This is a genomic window from Halomonas sp. AOP27-A1-41, from assembly GCF_052378605.1.
Classification (GTDB): domain Bacteria; phylum Pseudomonadota; class Gammaproteobacteria; order Pseudomonadales; family Halomonadaceae; genus Vreelandella; species Vreelandella citrativorans.
In genome coordinates, this window is the sequence record NZ_JBQSXT010000037.1 from 1 (window position 1) to 15,883 (window position 15,883).

Below are 15,883 nucleotides of genomic sequence, written 5' to 3' on the forward strand. Positions count from 1 at the left end.
GTGGCATTTGCAGGTAGGGATAGTCTTGACTAGGGTATAAGAGTTCAGGACTGCGAAAGCGAAGCTGCTCTCCCAAAATGGACTCGAAATGGCTGAAAAATTCACTGAATTTAATCCAGCAGCCTTGCTGGAAACTGACGATGATATAGCCATATTCATGGCTGACGCCTTTGAAGCTGGAAATGTGAAATATATCGCCAAAGCTAATGGCATTGTCGCCCGCGCACGAAGTGTGAACGAGATGGCCTGCAAAACAGGGATTTCTCGTGAGCAATTATATCGCTCGCTCAGCGAGCGCGGTAACTCGACATTGAAGTGATGCGTTCTCTGGGCGTCGACATGTCCAACGGAGAAAGGTCTCTACACAATTCTAAGTAACTCTGAAGAGGAAGCTTGAGCAGTGATGACCTTACTGCACTTGTAAGCGTATTTGCGATTTGACGTATTTGCGCTTTTCTGTAAAAGTTTAAAATCGTTTAAACGCAAATGGTGAGATAATGATCATCGGTGTGCTAAATCAGAAGGGTGGAGTCGGTAAGACCACTTTAAGCGTCAACTTGGCTGCTGGTCTTGCACGTTCAGGCGCGCGAGTGTTGTTGATCGATGCTGACCCACAAGGAAGCTCGCTCGACTGGGCAGCTGCTCGGCAGTCACAGCCGCTTTTTGCCGTTGTTGGCTTGCCGAAGCCGAGCATACATAAAGAGCTATCCGTCATAGGCGAGGGGTACGACCACATTGTCATCGACGGCCCGCCACGTGTTACGGATCTTGCCCGCTCAGCGATCATGGCGAGTGATGTAGTCCTGATTCCTGTGCAACCTTCTCCGTATGATATATGGGCTGCAGAAGAGGTGGTCTCTCTAGTCGAAGAAGCTAGCCACTTTAAAGAAGTGCTGAAATCTTTTTTTGTGATTAATCGTAAAATTGCAAATACAGCAATTGGACGTGATGTGCGGGAGGCGTTGGAGTCGTATAGCGTGCCAACACTTGAAGCGAGCATTGTGCAGCGAGTTGCATTTGCGGAATCAGCTGCAGTTGGGAGAGCTGTTTATGAAGAAGATCGGGAGGGTGTGGCGTCGCGGGAGATTGAAGCAGTGCTAAAAGAATTAATGGAGCGTGCTCATGAGCAGTAAAAAAGTGCCTCTCGGAAGCAAACCTTCAGCGGTAAAGCCGGCGGATTCATCTGTTGATGCATGGGTAGGGTCGCGACAAAAAGAACCGAACAAGCGTCTTACGATAGATATACCCGCTAGCTTACACGCGAAACTGAAATCTGATTGTGCAATGAGAGGCAGGAAAATGGCTGATGAAATGCGTGATCTTCTAATTGAAAAATACGGAAAGTCGTAAAAGCTTATTTCTGTGTAATGGCTGTATGCCGCAATACTAGGGGCTTTAATGCCCCTTCTTTATTTGTTGCTTTCTTTATTTCTGTATTATCTTAAATGATTTTTTCTTTATTACTTTATTTCTGTATTTTTTTGTATCGTGCAGTTGATGCTAAAAGATCCTTGATTCGTGAATACCGACGTTGTACGTTAACGAAAGTAGAGTTCTGTCAGGTCTGCCTGATAAGATAAGAGTTAGTGCTGGAGGGAAGAATGGAAATTAAGCTGCTGCGACAACTGTTTGAGGAGGGAGTTTTGCTCTCTGCTAGTGTTGCGCCTGCTCCCATGTCCGAAGGCAAGTGGGTTATGACGTGTAACAAGGCTAACGGCGCAACCGAGCATGTCACGAGAGTTCGAGACAACCATGTAAAACACTATCGTAGCTTAGTCGGCGCTATAGCTGATGCTAAACACATTGGATTTCAAGAGATTAAGCTTATTATTCCATAATTTAAACATGAAAAAGCCCGGCTTGGCAGCCGGGCTCTAAATATACGGTGAATGCAGTAGCTTAGGAGTTTGGCGCTCAATACTGCATTCATGACTCCAAGCGTTGGCGCGCTTGGACGACACAAGGTCTTTGGCAAGCAGAGGTTGGCGCAAACCCAAATCCTCAGGTTGGCAATCCCCTCTGTGCTAACGATAGCGCAGAGAGGTGCATGAAATCAATTTTCTGCACCAAAAAATGGGTATGCCTGCCTGTATTATGCAGGAGCGAATGTTTTGGCAGGACGTAGCTACACCCATCGGATCAATACAGGCGGAAATTTCTGCGGGCATATGCCCGAGAACCCCCGCATTGCACTGACCGAGCCAGTTAAGCAGGGTAAGGGTGGGCTGCCTGGCGTTATCACTGAAGCGATGAAACGCTGTGTTGACTACTATTCAAGTCCCTGCAAGATTCCAAGCTTGAATCTCGCCAATGGAAGCAACCGACAGCAACGAAGTGAGCGCCGAGAAGCGTGTCTAACCACGCTGTGGTCAATCCTAAAGTTCACTGACCTAGTCACCCTAAAAGTGGGTGTGCCGACCCCAGGTGGCGGATTTGTGAATCTCACAGTTCGTTATCTCGCACGACAAACAGGTCTTCCGCTAAGGCGTATAGAGCGCGCCCTGGCGGATCTTCGGCGAGCGGGTATTGTCGGTATTCATAAGCGCTGCGAACAACGCTCAGACGGCAGTTACAAAGGGTTAGCTGCCATCAAAAACGTCAATAAGTTGTTTTTCGCTATTTTCGGTCTGCAAATGCGTCTTAACTTTGAGCGCAAAAGGGCAGTAAAGCGCTTGAAGCAGAAGCAACGCCAGCATGCTAAAGCGTCTACAACTAAGACGGCCGCTGCACGGAGAAATTTGACAGCACGCGCAGCCTTGGACAAAGCGGGCCCTTCTATTCCGAAGCAAGGCATGTATAAGCGCAATCAACGTCGCCAGGGTGATGAACATTCGCGAGCATTCGATGAAGAACAACGTCGCCAGCTCCAAGAGCTGCTTTATCAGTTCAAAGTGACTAACCCTAGCTGGACTGCGGAGCAGTGCCGGAAAGCGGCCGAGAAAGCCCTAGAAGCCCGCTGGCGATAATCCCACTTAATTTTACACACAAAAGCCGCTGGCAGACTGCCAGCGGCTTTTGTGTGTTCGTTAGACACACCTGACGAGTATTCGCTGGTAAAACATGGCTGCAACATAGTATTTCAGCCCAACAGTACTAATTTTTTAGCCAAGCTGCGCCACCTACCGTACCAGGAACCTCTTTTGACCATTATTTTTAATTTTAAGTGTCGGTGGGAATAAACTTTAAGTGTCGCCTCTTAACCAAATGGTTTTCTTCTTCACTTCATGACTCGCTTACGCGAGCAGTACACCGCGACAAGCGCGAATATAAAATGCCTCGACAAGTCGAGAAAGCGGGCTATCGAGCCGCTTCGCGGCTGACCCCGCCTACGGCGTAAACTGGCCGCTAAAGTGCTAAACCACTGTGGGCCGTTCACCATTTCCCTGCACGAACGTTTTGGGCCTTCGGCCCGGTTTATCAGTAAAGCTGATGGTGGTTTTTAAACGTTGTAGGCCATATTTAACTTAAATAGGCGTGACTTATTCACGTCTATTTACTATGCTTGTAAGTATCAAAACTCGGGAGAACACCGATGGGCCTCCGAAAAATCAGCGACCTCAAACCAGTGTTTAGCGGCGATAACGTTATTGAGTGGCAGTCCTCCGCCGGGACGCGGTACCGCTACGAGCGTGATCGAGCAGCTGTAGGGCAAGAAATGGGCCCGGGCACTGAAACGTATGACTGGCACGTCTTAGCGAAAAACGATCTGACGCACGCTAAACGGAAGGTGTTTGAGCTAATTAATGAGGACGAGCTATGACCCATTTAGAACAGGAGACGTTACGTGCTATAGCCGCAGAATGGCGTTTATCTGAACAGCACGACGCTGGGGTGGTTTTAATCGGGCAGAACAAAGCCTACGGCTGGAAAAGCAGCCTGCGTGATCCACAGAGCGAGCAACCTGGTGTGTACGCCGTCGATGATGATGGCCATATCTTTAAAACCGAAGGTGGCAACGACCACGACGGGGCAGAAATTTGGACAGCAGTGGATTCGCAACATGGCTCGTAAGCGTTCGATAGTTCCTGAAGAAGCAGACATTTGGCTCGGTGTCCTTCTTGATGCTGTGTTTGATCCAACCGCTCGACACCAACTTGATCTCGCCCGTAGTGCTGATCTCGCCAACCAGGTTCTCTTGGAGAAGGGTGGCCATCGCGAAGCGTTACGCCGACTAACTGCTCGTGACGGTAAAACGCAACTGCTAGGCATTGCGAGCGATTTAACGACATACCCTGATGACTACACATCGCAACGAGCCGCTGAGCTTTTATTGGTGTGGGCTGAACGTTGGATTCAACCTGAAGATTGGGGGCGATTTGCTGCCCGTGTGCGTAAGCGTCGCCAAAAATATCGTGATGGAGATAAACGATGAATGCAGGTCATTATGTGAAAAAAGTGGGCGGTGATCTGGTTGCACCGTCATTGCAAACACACCGTGATGTTGATGGCGAGAGATGTCATCGGTTTACTCGTTTAGTGCTTGATCGATGGGCGTTGGATGAACCAAACCGAGTCCGCCTGTTGTGTGCCGATCTCAATAAGCTGGAATGGCTACTCGATGCTGCTCAAGAACAGGGAAATATTGAACTTGAACTTCTGACCAGCGTGGAAGCTCAGCGTCGTCGGGAGTGGGGCGAAACTGATTCTGATCTTCTTCTTGATTCGGGACTTTCGTTGGGAATGCCTGATCTCTTGCCATTCCAGTGCAGTGATAAATAAATTCTATTTTCCCTTCCCTTCCCTTCCCTTTTGGATGAGTTTTGAATTTCCCTGTTGATGCAGGAGAAATTCAAAAGAAGTTCGAGAAAAATTTAAAAGAAAAAGCTACTCTAGCCCGGACAAGATAGGTCTGTGTAACACATTCGTGTTATGCAGACATCTTCCTCAGGGCTTCGCCCCGAGACCCCAGGCTCATTCGCTAACGCTCACGAGGCCCACGATGACAACTCGACAGAAACGCCCACAAAAAATACATCGGGATCAGCATCTCAGCGTCCGTCTAACAGCGGAAGAAAAGCAGCACTTGCTGGAGAAAGCTCAGCAGTCGGATGCACGAAATGCCTCTGAATTTGTGCGCAGTACAGCGATGAACTACCCCGTGAAATCGGTAGTGACCCATGAAGCTATTAACGAGCTTCGTCGTTTGGGTGGATTGGTTAAGCACCTTTTTCTGGAAGGCGGCAGAGAGGATCTTAATGGGCAATATCTAGCAACGCTCCACGAACTCAAAGCCGCTATTCACCGTCTGGGGCGTGACTCGTGATAGGGAAAGTTTGTGACTCCAGGAGGGACGGTAAATCGAGTTTCAGAACGCTCAAAGAGTATCTGGTTGATCAGCTGCGCTCTCAGGATTGGGGAGCTGGTGACCAGGAGGTGTTAGAGCAAGATGGGACTGTATTTGCCCACACGGCAAGCGGCGTCACTCTTGAGCATAACGGCTTTGATCTCGACACTCTTGTTCAAGAGTTTGAGAGTGTCGCGGCTATGAAGCCAAAGGTGGAAGATCCTGTTTATCATTTCGTATTGTCCTGGTCGGAAAACGACAACCCAAGTGATAAGGAGATGTTAGGGAGTGCCAGAGAAGCGATGAAACGATTGGGCTTTGAAGGACACCAGTACCTCAGTGCCATTCATCGAGACACTGATAGCCCCCATGTGCATGTTGCTGTCAATCGCATCCACCCTGACTCCTTCAAAGTGGTGAATCCTTATCGGGATCACTACACCCTCAGAACGTTAGCCAATGAGCTTGAGAAGCGCTATGGATGGGTGGCCACTCGCCAAAGCGGCAAGCCAGAAGCTCTGCCAGCAGATGCGCATGGAGACCTGTCGTTCGAGCAGTGGTGTAAATCGAAAGTGGTGCCGCTGATGGCACCGCTTGTAGAAAAGTCGGCCTCCTGGGCAGACGTTCATAAGTCTCTCAATGCTCTTGATGTGGAGTTAATCGAATACGGAAAAGGCTTGGTATTTCGGACGGTGAGCGATACCGGTACCGCCGTGGCCGTTAAAGCCAGCGCGGTGCATGAGGGCTTTTCAAAGCCAAGCCTGGAAAGAGCGTTAGGAACATTTGAGGCGGCTCTGAAAGCACCCAAGGCCCAAAGCTACCCGGGTGAACCGCAAGCCTTCGCTGTGGCCGTAAAAGGCGTTTTAAATGAACGTATCGCTCGCTGGGCAGGGCGGACGCGCAGTGACTGGACTTCTCTCCACCGTCTGATGGGTGAAAATGGCTTACAGCTGACCCCGTATGGGCAGGGACTGGCCATCTCGCCAGCGGATGGCCATGGCCCACGAATGGCCGCGAGTAAGCTTCATCGTTCGCTCGCCAAGGGAAAGCTGGAAGCGCGATTAGGCCCCTATCAGCCGCCAGAGGTGGTGCCTGGTAGCGCATATGCGCGTGATCGACAGGAGAGCCTGCGCCGAGCCCCCACCGATGCCTCTGCACTCTTGCGTGAGCGCTACGCGGCCTACCGCGCTGAAATGCCTACCTATGGAAAGCTACGCCAGCACATTAGTCGTTCTATCCGGGAAATCCGCCGAGAAACGCGGCAGGAAATCAAAGAGGTGTACGATTCGATGCCTCCATCAGCCGTGCGGGCGGCTTATCTCCAGGAGCTGCGCTGGCAGCAAACCCGGCAGATCCTTGGAGAAAGGCTGCGCCTGATACAGCAGTACAACGCTAAACATGAGCATGCTGCACTGGGATGGAGACAGTGGATTGAGGAGCAAGCCCGGCTTGGTGATGCTAACGCTATAGAAATGGCGGCCAGCTGGCATACAAACCGCCATCACCCTCAGGCACGTTCCCACGCCAATAGCGTTGCCCCCGCACAACCAGGTAGCGCTTTCATTGAATTGACCCCAGGCATTGAGGCATTGCTGGGGTGGGAACGCCGCCACCGTCGAAATGGAAGGATAGACTTCTATTCACAAAGGGGGGAGCTGATGGTCACGCAGCTGCGGAACAGCGTTAAATCCCATCGGCTTGATAATGTGACGGTTGCTGCAACGATGCAGTTGGCCATCGACGCCTATGGTTATGAACTCCGGTTAACCGGGAGTGATGAGTTTAAGCAGCGAGCTATCGAGGCGTTGGTTAAGCTTGAAAACCAAGGCGGGCCTCGGGTTCGCCTTTCTGATCAGGATCTACAGCAACGCCTGGAGGAACAGCGGGCAGCAGAAGTTGCACAGCGGCGCACTTCGAGGCGAATGCGTTAAATTCTACGTTTACCACAAAAGCCTAAAGCGTGATGAACTCACGTTTTAGAGCTTGTGGTCACCTGAACTTCGCGGCACAGAAATCTACACTATAGGTGCTGCACTTATTACTTGAACTCAGGAACAACAGAGGTAATCAAGTAACTACGGCCGTTTGAATGGCCTTCAGCGGATATTAATGCTTCCATTTTAATTCTTGTGAAGAGACAAACTAATACTTGGCTTATTTGTTAATGGGGCCAACTGTTGGCGTTTCTGTACGGCTTCCCTGAATCATTGGAAGACATGCTCAAAAAAATCGGCCTAAAGTCTGTAATTCCCCCGAAAAATAATCGCGATGATAAGTGGGATTTTGTAACCTGAATGAACAGGAAATTCCACATGCGAAAATCACGTTTTACCGACAGTCAGATCATGGCGATTCTGAAGCAAGCCGAGTCTGGCGTGCCCGTTCCTGAGCTATGTCGCAAACATGATACGGCGGCATGGATACCTCCATAATGAAGCGCCTCAAAGAGTTAGAAGACGAAAATCGGTGGCTAAATGCAGCGTGAGGACCTGCTGCCAGCGCAGAAGGAGAACGCCGACGGAGAAGAAGAGCTGCCCTGAGATGAACGCCGCTCGGCGCCCTGCAAGACCTGTGACACCCCGCTTCGGCGGGGTGTCGTCGTTCCGTTAGCCGCCGATACGTAGGCCATGCTTACGTAGTTTGCGCACCACGCTGGGTTGGCTGATGCCCAGCCGTGCCGCCAACGCATAGGTGCTGGACAGCCCGCGCCACTGCCAGAACCGGGCTTACCCTTTATTACAACAGGACTTCAGGTCAGTCTGGATTCACCAACAAGCCGAAGCCATGAGCCGAAACGCATCGATGGCTTTGGTACCGGCCGCGGTTTCTCCTTGCTGCCTGTGTCTCGCGACGGCACTGCAGAGTCTCCCCGAGCACTAAGCTTCAGTTTTTTGCATGGCATATCAACATAGGCTCACTCATAGAAGACCAGAAAATATATTTCTTTGCCGCATTATCTCCGTTGTGAAGTCTCGTACCAAGAGAGATTTTTGGCTATCGGGCGGAAACAGCATATAGATGCGAAACATGACACGTGGTTCGAACGGGCGAAGCGCAAGACCTGGATAGCGGTCTTTACGTATGGCGAGAGGGTTGACGAAGCCAACGGCATCTCCCGTTAGAGAAAGCTCGCAGACGGTCATCGAGCTTGGGGTCTCGATCACGTAATCAGGTGCGCCCCCCTCCTCAGCTAAAGTCGCGTCGAAGCGGTGTCGTGCCCGATCCTCCGGTGCCAGGCCGATCAACGGCTGACCATCGAGGAGGTTTGGTGTGACTGTTTCACACCGGGTCAGCGGGTGGTCGGCAGGCATCGCGATCAGGCCAGGGAAATTGCCGAAGAGCTGAGTGTCCACGCCGGAGATATCAATTTCGTCGGCCGCAATACCAATATCGTACTGACCGTCCGCAACCCCATTTCGGATCGCCGCCGACCCAGTCACATGGAGCGTGATACGGGTCCGTGAATGAGACTGCCGAAAAGACCGCACGGCGGCCGGAACAATAACGCTACCGGTCGCTGCAAGTGATGCTATACGCAAAGAACCCGTGCCGAAGTCACGGATATTGGCGGCTGAGGTTCGCAACCGATCAAGGCCAATGAAGCTCGCTTCAACCTCGCGAAAGAAAAGTTTGCCTTCAGGAGTAGGTACCAACCGCCCCCGAACTCGGTCGAATAGCGAAAACCGTAACCCCTTTTCAAGCTCTGATATCAGGCGTGAGACTGCTGGTTGTGTAACCCCCAATAGTTCTGCAGCGCGAACTGTAGAACCTGAGGTCATCACCGCGTTGAACGCTTCGAGTTGTCGATGCTGAACCATAAGGTTTCATTATATAGGTATGCGGGTACATCAGTATCATTTCTGTGAGCAATGCACAACACTGGATACAGCAAGATAAAGAAACCCACAGGAACAGGACTCTCGATGCGTGACGCGACTCTATCTACCCAGCACCCCACTGTTTCCGAGGACGGCTACGCCGCGCTCAGCGTGCCAACGCATCGTGCCTCAACCATCGTGTTTCCCGATGCACAAAGCTATGCGACCCGCAGTGCGCGATCCCTCGATAACTACTCGTACGGATTACACGGCACACCAACGCAGAAGGTGCTGGAAACGCAGCTAACCACGCTTGAGGGAGGTGAACGTTCTGTTCTGGTACCTTCCGGCCAAGCGGCTATCGCTATCATCTTCCTGACTATCCTCGGGGCTGGCGATCATGTCCTTGTTCCCGACACCGCTTACCCCCCTGTGATAGGTTTCTGCCGGAATTATCTAGCACCGCGAGGCATTGCCTGGTCGGTCTATGCACCCGGCATTGGCGCGGCGATCGAAGAGGAGATCCGGCCCGAAACGAAGCTGATTTGGATGGAATCCCCGGGCTCGACCACGATGGAGGTCGAAGATGTACCTGCCATCACTAGAATCGCTAAGGCCCACGGCATTTTAACTGGCATCGATAACACTTGGGCCACACCGCTGCTATTCAAGCCGTTAGCGCATGACGTCGACTTCTCGATGCAGGCGCTGACGAAATATCCCGGCGGTCATTCTGACCTGTTGATGGGTTCGATAAGCGTCAATGATCTCGACCTGAGAAAGCGACTACGCGACACAATGCGCATGCTTGGCCTCGGTGTATCGCCCGATGCTGTGAGCTTAGTCCTGCGGGGCCTTGAAACAATGGCAGTGCGCATGGCGCATATGGGGCGTGTGGCGACAGAGGTCGCAGCCGAACTCCACGACCGGGGTGTGGGAGAAGTACTATTTCCGGCCCTTGCCACCTGTCCCGGACATGATGTCTGGAAGCGTGATTTTGCTGGTGCGAGCGGTCTTCTATCTGTCGTGCTTCCCGCCGAGACCGACACTCGACTGGAACAGGCTCTAAACGCCCTCAACACCTTTGCGATCGGCGCTTCTTGGGGAGGCACGCGCAGCCTTGTGGCCCCAATGTCCGTCGCCTCTACACGTGAGACGCCACACCCCCGCAACTCGCGAACCATTGTTCGCGTCAGCATCGGCTTGGAAGATCCGCAGGACCTCCGAGAGGATCTCGGTCGTTTCTTCGATACCCTTGCTGGTGCAAAAAAAACCGATGTGGGCTGAACCCACGTTTTCAAACCAAAAGGAGAGCGACATGAACAAAAAGGCTCTTGCATTTTCAACGCTTATTTCCGTGAGTATTTCTGCACCGGCTTTTGCACAATCTACTGAACAATCCACGCTTGAAACCGTCCAGGAACGCGGACGATTAATTTGTGGTGCTAGCCAAGGTACACCTGGTTTTGGTGCACCGGATGATAACGGTTATTGGCGAGGCTTGGACGTCGCAACTTGCCGAGCAGTGGCTGTAGCGGTGCTCGGTGATAAGGATGCCGTCAATTTCGTCCCTCTTACAGGTCAGCAACGTATCCCGGCGCTTCAAACTGGGGAAATCGACCTGCTACCACGCACCTTGACTTGGACGTTGCAACGAGATTCCAATGGGATCGACTTCACGACGACTAATTACTATGAATATACTGGATTCATGATGCCCTCGTCCCTTGGCATCGAGAATGTCGAGGATATGGCCGGCGCATCGGTCTGCGTACAAACCGGCTCTACAACTGAAAAGATTGTTAACGATATCTCAGTAAAGCACGACCTCGATCTACAACCCGTTATATTCGACAGTAATTCGGGCACACGCGCAGCATTCTTTTCGGGACGCTGCGACGCGCTTATGACCGATGCGGGGGCTTTGGCCTCGGTTCGGGCTAGCATGGCCGACAACCCAGACGACTATATTATCTTTCCAGCAACACCTTATGCCTCCGCACTTACCCCCGCAGTTCGGGAAGGCGACAGCCAGTGGCTTGATATTGTTAATTGGTCGATCCAGGCATTGATCGCAGCGGAGAACTTCGAGCTTACTCAAGATAACATTGATAAAGCGCTAGAAAGTGAAGTCCCCGTTATCCGCCGTTTTGTTGGCACGATCCCAGGTCTTGGCGAGGCTTTGGGTCTATCGGATGATTTCGCCTATCGCATCGTTAAATCGCTCGGCAATTATGGCGAGATCTTTGAGAGGACTGTCGGCATGGATAGTCCACTGAAGATTGAGCGCGGATATAACGAACTCTACCGCAACGGGGGACTAATGTTCCCACTGGGATTCAAATGATGATGCGCAGTCTCTGGTTCTCAACCCGAGTCCGAGACTGGGCCACGCAGATCGCCCTCTTGGGCGGTCTGTTAGCGACCCTATGGTGGCTGGCGGGCAACACCCTCCAGAATCTAGCGATTCGCGGTATTCGTACGGGGTTCGACTATTTATGGCAGCCAACGGGCTTTCCCATCTCGGAGTCGGTCGTCACCTATACGCCTTCAGATAGTTACCTCTGGGCCTACGTCGTTGGGCTGACAAACACGCTCTGGCTATCCTTCTTGGCTATTGTTTTTGCGACGCTTATTGGGCTCTTTGTCGGGCTTTCTCGCCGTTCCAAGCATCCGCTTCTGTCGCGCATCGCCAGCGTTTACGTCACCACGCTGCGCAATATTCCGCTGATCGTGCAGATCATGTTCTGGTACAGTGTTGCGCTCTCCTTCTTTCCGCCACCGCGTGAAGCGGTCAATCTGCTGCCGGGACTCTTCCTGACCTTGCGAGGGGTCTATACGCCCTCTCTTGAAGTTGCACCGGGCGGTGGTCTACTGATGGCGGCAGCGCTATTCCTAGTCCTCGCCATCATAGTGGTCCTTCGGCTACCGCGGATCAAGCAGGTACGGCTATCTAGCAGACTTGCATGCGGCATTGGGGGATGGGTTGTCACGGTCTTCGCTCTTTCGGTCTTACTTGCTCATCCTCTGTCTCTTGAGTTGCCTGAACTCACTGGTCTCAATTTCACCGGTGGAATGCAGCTTTCCCCAGAGTTCTCGGCGGTTATCTTTGGGCTTACGATCTACTCGGCTGCCTTTATTGGCGAGATTATCCGCGGCGGCATTGAAGCAGTTTCCAAAGGTCAGTGGGAAGGTGGACGTGCCCTCGGCCTGTCTGATCGGCACATCATGTTCAGGGTGATTCTACCGCAAGCGTTGCGCGTCATAGTACCGCCGCTAACAACGCAGTATCTATCCACTGTCAAGAATACAACACTTGCCGTGGCAGTTGGTTATCCTGAATTGGGGCTTATTGTGAATACGGTGATCAATCAGACCGGACAGGCCATTGAAAGCATTCTCATCATGCTCGGTGTCTTCCTGACGATCTCGCTGTCGATTTCCTTTTTCATGAACTGGTATAACGCCCGCGTGGCACTGGTGACTCGCTAATGACTGATAAAACACAAACCATGGGGCCGCGCCGACGTTCGCTGTTGAAACTTTTTTTTGGCGATGTCTTCTCCGCTCTACTTACAGTCTCTTCAGTGCTGGTGGTTTTATCTCTGCTACCAGCTCTGGAATGGGCAACGATTGATGCTCATTGGACTGTTGTCAGCCCCAATGAGTGCCGCGAAGGAGGCGCGTGCTGGGCTTTCATTAGAGCTAAGTTAAACCTTATCCTTTTCGGTCTTTATCCACCGGATGAACAATGGCGTCCGACCATCGTGATCGGTCTCGTGATCGCGATGATCCTCGCCTCACTCTCTCCTCGCCTTTGGGGTAAAGGTCTTTTGATGGCTTGGGGGGGCGCGACCTTCGCCATGTTGGTGTTGATGCAGGGAGGTATTTTCGGACTGTACTATGTGCCGACGTCAAAATGGGGTGGCCTTCCAGTAACGCTTCTTCTGGCGACACTGTCGCTCGGGCTCGCTTTCCCGCTTGCCGTGCTCCTGGCACTTGGCCGACGTGGGAAGCTACCTATCGCTCGTGCCATCAGCATTACGATGATCGAGCTGGTACGAGGTTTTCCTCTTGTCAGCCTGCTTTTTGTTGCTGCCATTGTGCTACCGCTGCTGCTTCCTCCTGATTGGAGCGTGGATAAGCTAGGGCGCACGCTAGCAGCACTGACTATTTTTGCTTCTTCCTACTTAGCAGAAGTCATACGTGGCGGGCTTCAAAGTCTTGATGAGGGGCAAAAAGAGGCGGCTGAAGCGCTCGGTATACCCTACTGGAAAATAATCTGGCATATCGTGCTACCTCAAGCGATACAGAATGTCATTCCTCCACTGACAAACACGGCCATAGTGATGGTAAAGAATACATCACTCGTCCTCATCGTTGGCGTCTTCGACATGCTAAGCGCCGCTCGAAGTGCCGCAACCGACCCTGAATGGCCTAGTCCATTTTCAGAGGCTTACATGTTCGTTGCTCTAATATATTTCATTATCTGCTTCGGTATCTCATCTTATTCTCATTATCTTGAGCAAGGTATCCAAGCGAGGAGACATTCATGAATTCGGCCATTCTGATGCAAGATGTCGATAAAAATTTCGGAGATTTCCAAGCGCTTAGCGCGGTTAATATCGAGGTCTCTTCAGGGGAGCGCGTTGTGATCTGCGGCCCATCGGGATCCGGAAAGTCGACGCTCATCCGCTGCATTAATCAGCTGGAAAAGCACGATGCGGGGCGCATCGAGGTGTGGGGAACCGAACTTGGCGACGATCTTCGAAATCTCGATGCGGTGCGCCGGGAAGCCGGAATGGTGTTCCAGCATTTCAACCTGTTCCCGCACGTCACAGTTCTGGAGAACTGCGCGATGCCTCAGATCCTGTCGCGCCGCACACCACGCAAGGATGCCGAGGACACGGCCCGCCATTACCTTGATCGCGTGCATATACTCGAACAAGCCGAGAAGTTCCCCGGACAGCTCTCCGGGGGCCAGCAGCAGCGTGTGGCTATAGCCCGTGCGCTATGCATGGAGCCCAGAATTATGCTTTTCGATGAGCCGACATCCGCACTCGACCCAGAGATGGTTTCCGAGGTTCTCGAAGTCATGACGGACCTCGCTGGATCCGGTATGACGATGGTCGTCGTTACGCATGAGATGGGCTTTGCCCGCCGTGTTGCAGATCGGATAGTCTATATGGAAGCTGGCAGCGTTGTTGAAACAGGCACTCCCGACAAAGTGTTTGATTCACCAGAAGACGAGAGAACACGGCGCTTTCTCTCAAAGGTAATGTCTGGTTGAGTGAGGCTAAAGTGGGGTCAAAGCAGGGCTTAAGTGGAGCCATCGGGATCTCCTTATCCTATTAATATAGTACTCCCGATAATTCACCACGCAAGCATGAACCAGGTGTTTTGCGAGTCAAAACCACCACTCTCGCAAAACTCAAGATAATGCCGGAAAGCCCCGCTGGATAACGGAGCTGGCAAGAGAGCTTTGTTCATGCTGTGACTAGCTCTTCATCAAAAACCTCTACTTTCAGTACAAGGTGTGCGCTCGCAGTAAGCTTCACCAGGGCATCAAGGCTAAAGGCGCTTACCTTGCCCGCCAGGAGGTTGCTTAGACGTGGCTGAGTGACTCCCAAGCGCTTAGCCGCTTCCTTCTGGCTAATATTCCAGGAGCGTACTCGCTCTACCAGCTTTCTCATTATTTGAGACCTTAGCCGCATGTTTAGCGCTTCTTCTGGGGAGTCTTCCAGCGCATCCCAAATATCGTCAAAGCATTCGTTAGCCATATCAATCTACTTACGCCCCTTGAGTGCCGACCATGAAGGTGTTTTATATCGTCACTGATATAAAGCCTAGTGAGGTTTTGAAAAAAAGTGTTGACAAGTTAAAAAATCTTTGACTTTGGTCTTTATTTGGTCTATAATAAGTCTATCGCTTAGGTCGTTATCTAAGCGTGTGTGATGTATCCATTTTTAAATGTACTGAAGCGCAGGAGTGCTTTATGAGGACTGAAACTATCAGTTTCCTTAAGCAAAACGCCGCGAGCCTAGACCTAACTGAACCAATGGTCATTACTCAAAACGGGCGCCCAGCTTATGTAGTCGAAGCTTTTTACGAGCGTAAGAAGCGTGACCAAGCTATTGCGTTGGCCAAGCTAATTGCTTTTGGTGAACGAAGTCGTGCGAGGGGTGAGACAATGAGTATTGATGATGTGCGGGAAGGGCTACGCAAAAAATACCGTAACCCACAAAAGGAAAGCCCTAATGGAACAAACTTACGAGGTAGTACTTGAAAAAACAGCAGTACATTCAATCGCAACCATAGCTGCACATCTTACTTACCAATCAGATTGTCGGTACGCGAAAGACCCTGAGCTGGCCGCCTTAGAAAAAACAGAAGCATTAATTGACGATATAGAAGAGCATCTTTCGACACGCCCTCTGGCTAGCCCTATTAGCACTTACCTTGCTGAAGTCGGCGTAACCGATTATAGAGAGCTTCTGGTTGGTCAATATAGGGTATGGTTTAAAGTATACCCTGACCGCCAAGTGAGCATATATGTGATAGCTCACCAGCGACAAGATCTTGAAAGGCTCTTAGTTGATTACTGCCTATTCGATTTTTAGGTTTAAATCGCCAGTTGCAATATGAGCTCCTTATCAAAAGACGAAGCCCGTTAGCTTAAAGTTTCTATTTTGGTATGGTAGCCAATCTGCAATTATAAATTCAAGATTATGGGAATAATCTTGAGTTTTGGGCTATAGACGTGAAATTTTCACGTTTATAG

20 protein-coding genes and 1 pseudogene are annotated in these 15,883 nt (G+C 51.3%); 19 read left to right on the forward strand and 2 right to left on the reverse strand.

Annotated elements, in window-relative coordinates; translation table 11 throughout:
- Window positions 1-88 precede the first annotated feature (88 nt).
- The 12 genes and pseudogenes from ACT3TC_RS16440 to ACT3TC_RS16495 form a co-directional block, all read left to right on the forward strand.
- Complete coding sequence (locus ACT3TC_RS16440; protein WP_444640987.1) at window positions 89-319, forward strand: addiction module antidote protein; 231 nt, start codon at window positions 89-91, stop codon at window positions 317-319.
- A gap of 178 nt (window positions 320-497) precedes the next feature.
- A complete protein-coding gene (parA, locus tag ACT3TC_RS16445) occupies window positions 498-1,133 on the forward strand; it encodes a ParA family partition ATPase (RefSeq protein WP_444640989.1) in 636 nt (211 codons plus the stop codon).
- Window positions 1,123-1,350: a hypothetical protein gene (locus tag ACT3TC_RS16450; RefSeq protein ID WP_444640990.1), complete on the forward strand. Its 228-nt coding sequence runs from the start codon at window positions 1,123-1,125 to the stop codon at window positions 1,348-1,350. Before parA ends, ACT3TC_RS16450 begins: the two co-directional genes overlap by 11 nt.
- 251 nt (window positions 1,351-1,601) lie before the next feature.
- On the forward strand, window positions 1,602-1,838 hold the full coding sequence (locus ACT3TC_RS16455; RefSeq protein WP_444640992.1) for a plasmid replication protein RepB: 237 nt from the start codon (window positions 1,602-1,604) through the stop codon (window positions 1,836-1,838).
- 273 nt (window positions 1,839-2,111) lie between these two features.
- Window positions 2,112-2,966 (forward strand): hypothetical protein, encoded by an 855-nt coding sequence (locus ACT3TC_RS16460; protein ID WP_444640993.1) that lies wholly within the window; start codon window positions 2,112-2,114, stop codon window positions 2,964-2,966.
- A gap of 566 nt (window positions 2,967-3,532) precedes the next feature.
- Complete coding sequence (locus ACT3TC_RS16465; protein WP_444640995.1) at window positions 3,533-3,760, forward strand: hypothetical protein; 228 nt, start codon at window positions 3,533-3,535, stop codon at window positions 3,758-3,760.
- Complete coding sequence (locus tag ACT3TC_RS16470; protein ID WP_444640997.1) at window positions 3,757-4,011, forward strand: hypothetical protein; 255 nt, start codon at window positions 3,757-3,759, stop codon at window positions 4,009-4,011. Before ACT3TC_RS16465 ends, ACT3TC_RS16470 begins: the two co-directional genes overlap by 4 nt.
- The gene (locus ACT3TC_RS16475) at window positions 4,001-4,372 is read left to right on the forward strand and encodes a hypothetical protein (RefSeq protein WP_444640999.1); all 372 of its coding nucleotides are present in this window, start codon (window positions 4,001-4,003) and stop codon (window positions 4,370-4,372) included. Before ACT3TC_RS16470 ends, ACT3TC_RS16475 begins: the two co-directional genes overlap by 11 nt.
- A complete protein-coding gene (locus tag ACT3TC_RS16480) occupies window positions 4,369-4,719 on the forward strand; it encodes a hypothetical protein (protein ID WP_444641001.1) in 351 nt (116 codons plus the stop codon). The genes ACT3TC_RS16475 and ACT3TC_RS16480 overlap by 4 nt, the downstream gene beginning before the upstream one ends.
- 220 nt (window positions 4,720-4,939) lie before the next feature.
- Entirely contained in the window at window positions 4,940-5,263 is a 324-nt protein-coding gene (locus ACT3TC_RS16485) for a plasmid mobilization protein (RefSeq protein ID WP_444641002.1), read from the forward strand.
- The gene (locus tag ACT3TC_RS16490) at window positions 5,260-7,215 is read left to right on the forward strand and encodes a relaxase/mobilization nuclease domain-containing protein (protein WP_444641004.1); all 1,956 of its coding nucleotides are present in this window, start codon (window positions 5,260-5,262) and stop codon (window positions 7,213-7,215) included. Before ACT3TC_RS16485 ends, ACT3TC_RS16490 begins: the two co-directional genes overlap by 4 nt.
- Window positions 7,216-7,596: 381 nt before the next feature.
- A pseudogene (locus ACT3TC_RS16495) lies at window positions 7,597-7,757 on the forward strand (transposase); the annotation flags it as partial.
- Window positions 7,758-8,202: 445 nt separating this feature from the next.
- Here ACT3TC_RS16495 and ACT3TC_RS16500 read toward each other — a convergent pair.
- Window positions 8,203-9,102 (reverse strand): LysR substrate-binding domain-containing protein, encoded by a 900-nt coding sequence (locus ACT3TC_RS16500; RefSeq protein WP_444641006.1) that lies wholly within the window; start codon window positions 9,100-9,102, stop codon window positions 8,203-8,205.
- Window positions 9,103-9,207: 105 nt separating this feature from the next.
- Here ACT3TC_RS16500 and ACT3TC_RS16505 point away from each other — a divergent pair, with 105 nt between their 5' ends.
- From ACT3TC_RS16505 to ACT3TC_RS16525, 5 genes are read left to right on the forward strand one after another with little or no spacing between them, the layout of a single operon-like run.
- Window positions 9,208-10,389 carry a trans-sulfuration enzyme family protein gene (locus tag ACT3TC_RS16505; RefSeq protein WP_444641008.1) on the forward strand — a complete coding sequence of 394 codons (1,182 nt, stop codon included), beginning with the start codon at window positions 9,208-9,210 and terminating at the stop codon, window positions 10,387-10,389.
- 31 nt (window positions 10,390-10,420) lie between these two features.
- Window positions 10,421-11,449, forward strand: a complete 1,029-nt coding sequence (locus ACT3TC_RS16510; RefSeq protein WP_444641010.1) for an amino acid ABC transporter substrate-binding protein — start codon at window positions 10,421-10,423, stop codon at window positions 11,447-11,449.
- Window positions 11,446-12,594, forward strand: coding sequence for an amino acid ABC transporter permease (locus tag ACT3TC_RS16515; RefSeq protein WP_444641011.1), 1,149 nt, complete (start codon window positions 11,446-11,448; stop codon window positions 12,592-12,594). Before ACT3TC_RS16510 ends, ACT3TC_RS16515 begins: the two co-directional genes overlap by 4 nt.
- Complete coding sequence (locus tag ACT3TC_RS16520) at window positions 12,594-13,658, forward strand: amino acid ABC transporter permease (protein ID WP_444641013.1); 1,065 nt, start codon at window positions 12,594-12,596, stop codon at window positions 13,656-13,658. Before ACT3TC_RS16515 ends, ACT3TC_RS16520 begins: the two co-directional genes overlap by 1 nt.
- The gene (locus ACT3TC_RS16525; protein WP_444641015.1) at window positions 13,655-14,392 is read left to right on the forward strand and encodes an amino acid ABC transporter ATP-binding protein; all 738 of its coding nucleotides are present in this window, start codon (window positions 13,655-13,657) and stop codon (window positions 14,390-14,392) included. The genes ACT3TC_RS16520 and ACT3TC_RS16525 overlap by 4 nt, the downstream gene beginning before the upstream one ends.
- Window positions 14,393-14,588: 196 nt before the next feature.
- Here the strand turns inward: ACT3TC_RS16525 and ACT3TC_RS16530 are convergent, their stop codons facing one another.
- Complete coding sequence (locus ACT3TC_RS16530) at window positions 14,589-14,882, reverse strand: helix-turn-helix domain-containing protein (protein ID WP_444641017.1); 294 nt, start codon at window positions 14,880-14,882, stop codon at window positions 14,589-14,591.
- Window positions 14,883-15,097: 215 nt separating this feature from the next.
- Between ACT3TC_RS16530 and ACT3TC_RS16535 the strand changes: the two genes are divergently transcribed.
- Both ACT3TC_RS16535 and ACT3TC_RS16540 read left to right on the forward strand, forming a co-directional pair.
- Complete coding sequence (locus ACT3TC_RS16535) at window positions 15,098-15,388, forward strand: type II toxin-antitoxin system Phd/YefM family antitoxin (protein ID WP_444641018.1); 291 nt, start codon at window positions 15,098-15,100, stop codon at window positions 15,386-15,388.
- Entirely contained in the window at window positions 15,360-15,722 is a 363-nt protein-coding gene (locus ACT3TC_RS16540; protein WP_444641020.1) for a type II toxin-antitoxin system RelE/ParE family toxin, read from the forward strand. Before ACT3TC_RS16535 ends, ACT3TC_RS16540 begins: the two co-directional genes overlap by 29 nt.
- Window positions 15,723-15,883: the final 161 nt, after the last annotated feature.

What these genes read in the sequence shown, in the direction of transcription:
- ACT3TC_RS16515 (WP_444641011.1), top strand. Translation starts at nt 11,446, where the DNA reads ATGATGATGCGCAGTCTCTGGTTCTCAACCCGAGTCCGAGACTGGGCC.
- ACT3TC_RS16510 (WP_444641010.1), top strand. Translation starts at nt 10,421, where the DNA reads ATGAACAAAAAGGCTCTTGCATTTTCAACGCTTATTTCCGTGAGTATT.
- parA (WP_444640989.1), top strand. Translation starts at nt 498, where the DNA reads ATGATCATCGGTGTGCTAAATCAGAAGGGTGGAGTCGGTAAGACCACT.
- ACT3TC_RS16475 (WP_444640999.1), top strand. Translation starts at nt 4,001, where the DNA reads ATGGCTCGTAAGCGTTCGATAGTTCCTGAAGAAGCAGACATTTGGCTC.
- ACT3TC_RS16535 (WP_444641018.1), top strand. Translation starts at nt 15,098, where the DNA reads ATGAGGACTGAAACTATCAGTTTCCTTAAGCAAAACGCCGCGAGCCTA.
- ACT3TC_RS16540 (WP_444641020.1), top strand. Translation starts at nt 15,360, where the DNA reads ATGGAACAAACTTACGAGGTAGTACTTGAAAAAACAGCAGTACATTCA.
- ACT3TC_RS16440 (WP_444640987.1), top strand. Translation starts at nt 89, where the DNA reads ATGGCTGAAAAATTCACTGAATTTAATCCAGCAGCCTTGCTGGAAACT.
- ACT3TC_RS16485 (WP_444641002.1), top strand. Translation starts at nt 4,940, where the DNA reads ATGACAACTCGACAGAAACGCCCACAAAAAATACATCGGGATCAGCAT.
- ACT3TC_RS16505 (WP_444641008.1), top strand. Translation starts at nt 9,208, where the DNA reads ATGCGTGACGCGACTCTATCTACCCAGCACCCCACTGTTTCCGAGGAC.
- ACT3TC_RS16465 (WP_444640995.1), top strand. Translation starts at nt 3,533, where the DNA reads ATGGGCCTCCGAAAAATCAGCGACCTCAAACCAGTGTTTAGCGGCGAT.
- ACT3TC_RS16525 (WP_444641015.1), top strand. Translation starts at nt 13,655, where the DNA reads ATGAATTCGGCCATTCTGATGCAAGATGTCGATAAAAATTTCGGAGAT.
- ACT3TC_RS16530 (WP_444641017.1), bottom strand. Translation starts at nt 14,882, where the DNA reads ATGGCTAACGAATGCTTTGACGATATTTGGGATGCGCTGGAAGACTCC.
- ACT3TC_RS16500 (WP_444641006.1), bottom strand. Translation starts at nt 9,102, where the DNA reads ATGGTTCAGCATCGACAACTCGAAGCGTTCAACGCGGTGATGACCTCA.
- ACT3TC_RS16470 (WP_444640997.1), top strand. Translation starts at nt 3,757, where the DNA reads ATGACCCATTTAGAACAGGAGACGTTACGTGCTATAGCCGCAGAATGG.
- ACT3TC_RS16450 (WP_444640990.1), top strand. Translation starts at nt 1,123, where the DNA reads ATGAGCAGTAAAAAAGTGCCTCTCGGAAGCAAACCTTCAGCGGTAAAG.
- ACT3TC_RS16520 (WP_444641013.1), top strand. Translation starts at nt 12,594, where the DNA reads ATGACTGATAAAACACAAACCATGGGGCCGCGCCGACGTTCGCTGTTG.
- ACT3TC_RS16480 (WP_444641001.1), top strand. Translation starts at nt 4,369, where the DNA reads ATGAATGCAGGTCATTATGTGAAAAAAGTGGGCGGTGATCTGGTTGCA.
- ACT3TC_RS16455 (WP_444640992.1), top strand. Translation starts at nt 1,602, where the DNA reads ATGGAAATTAAGCTGCTGCGACAACTGTTTGAGGAGGGAGTTTTGCTC.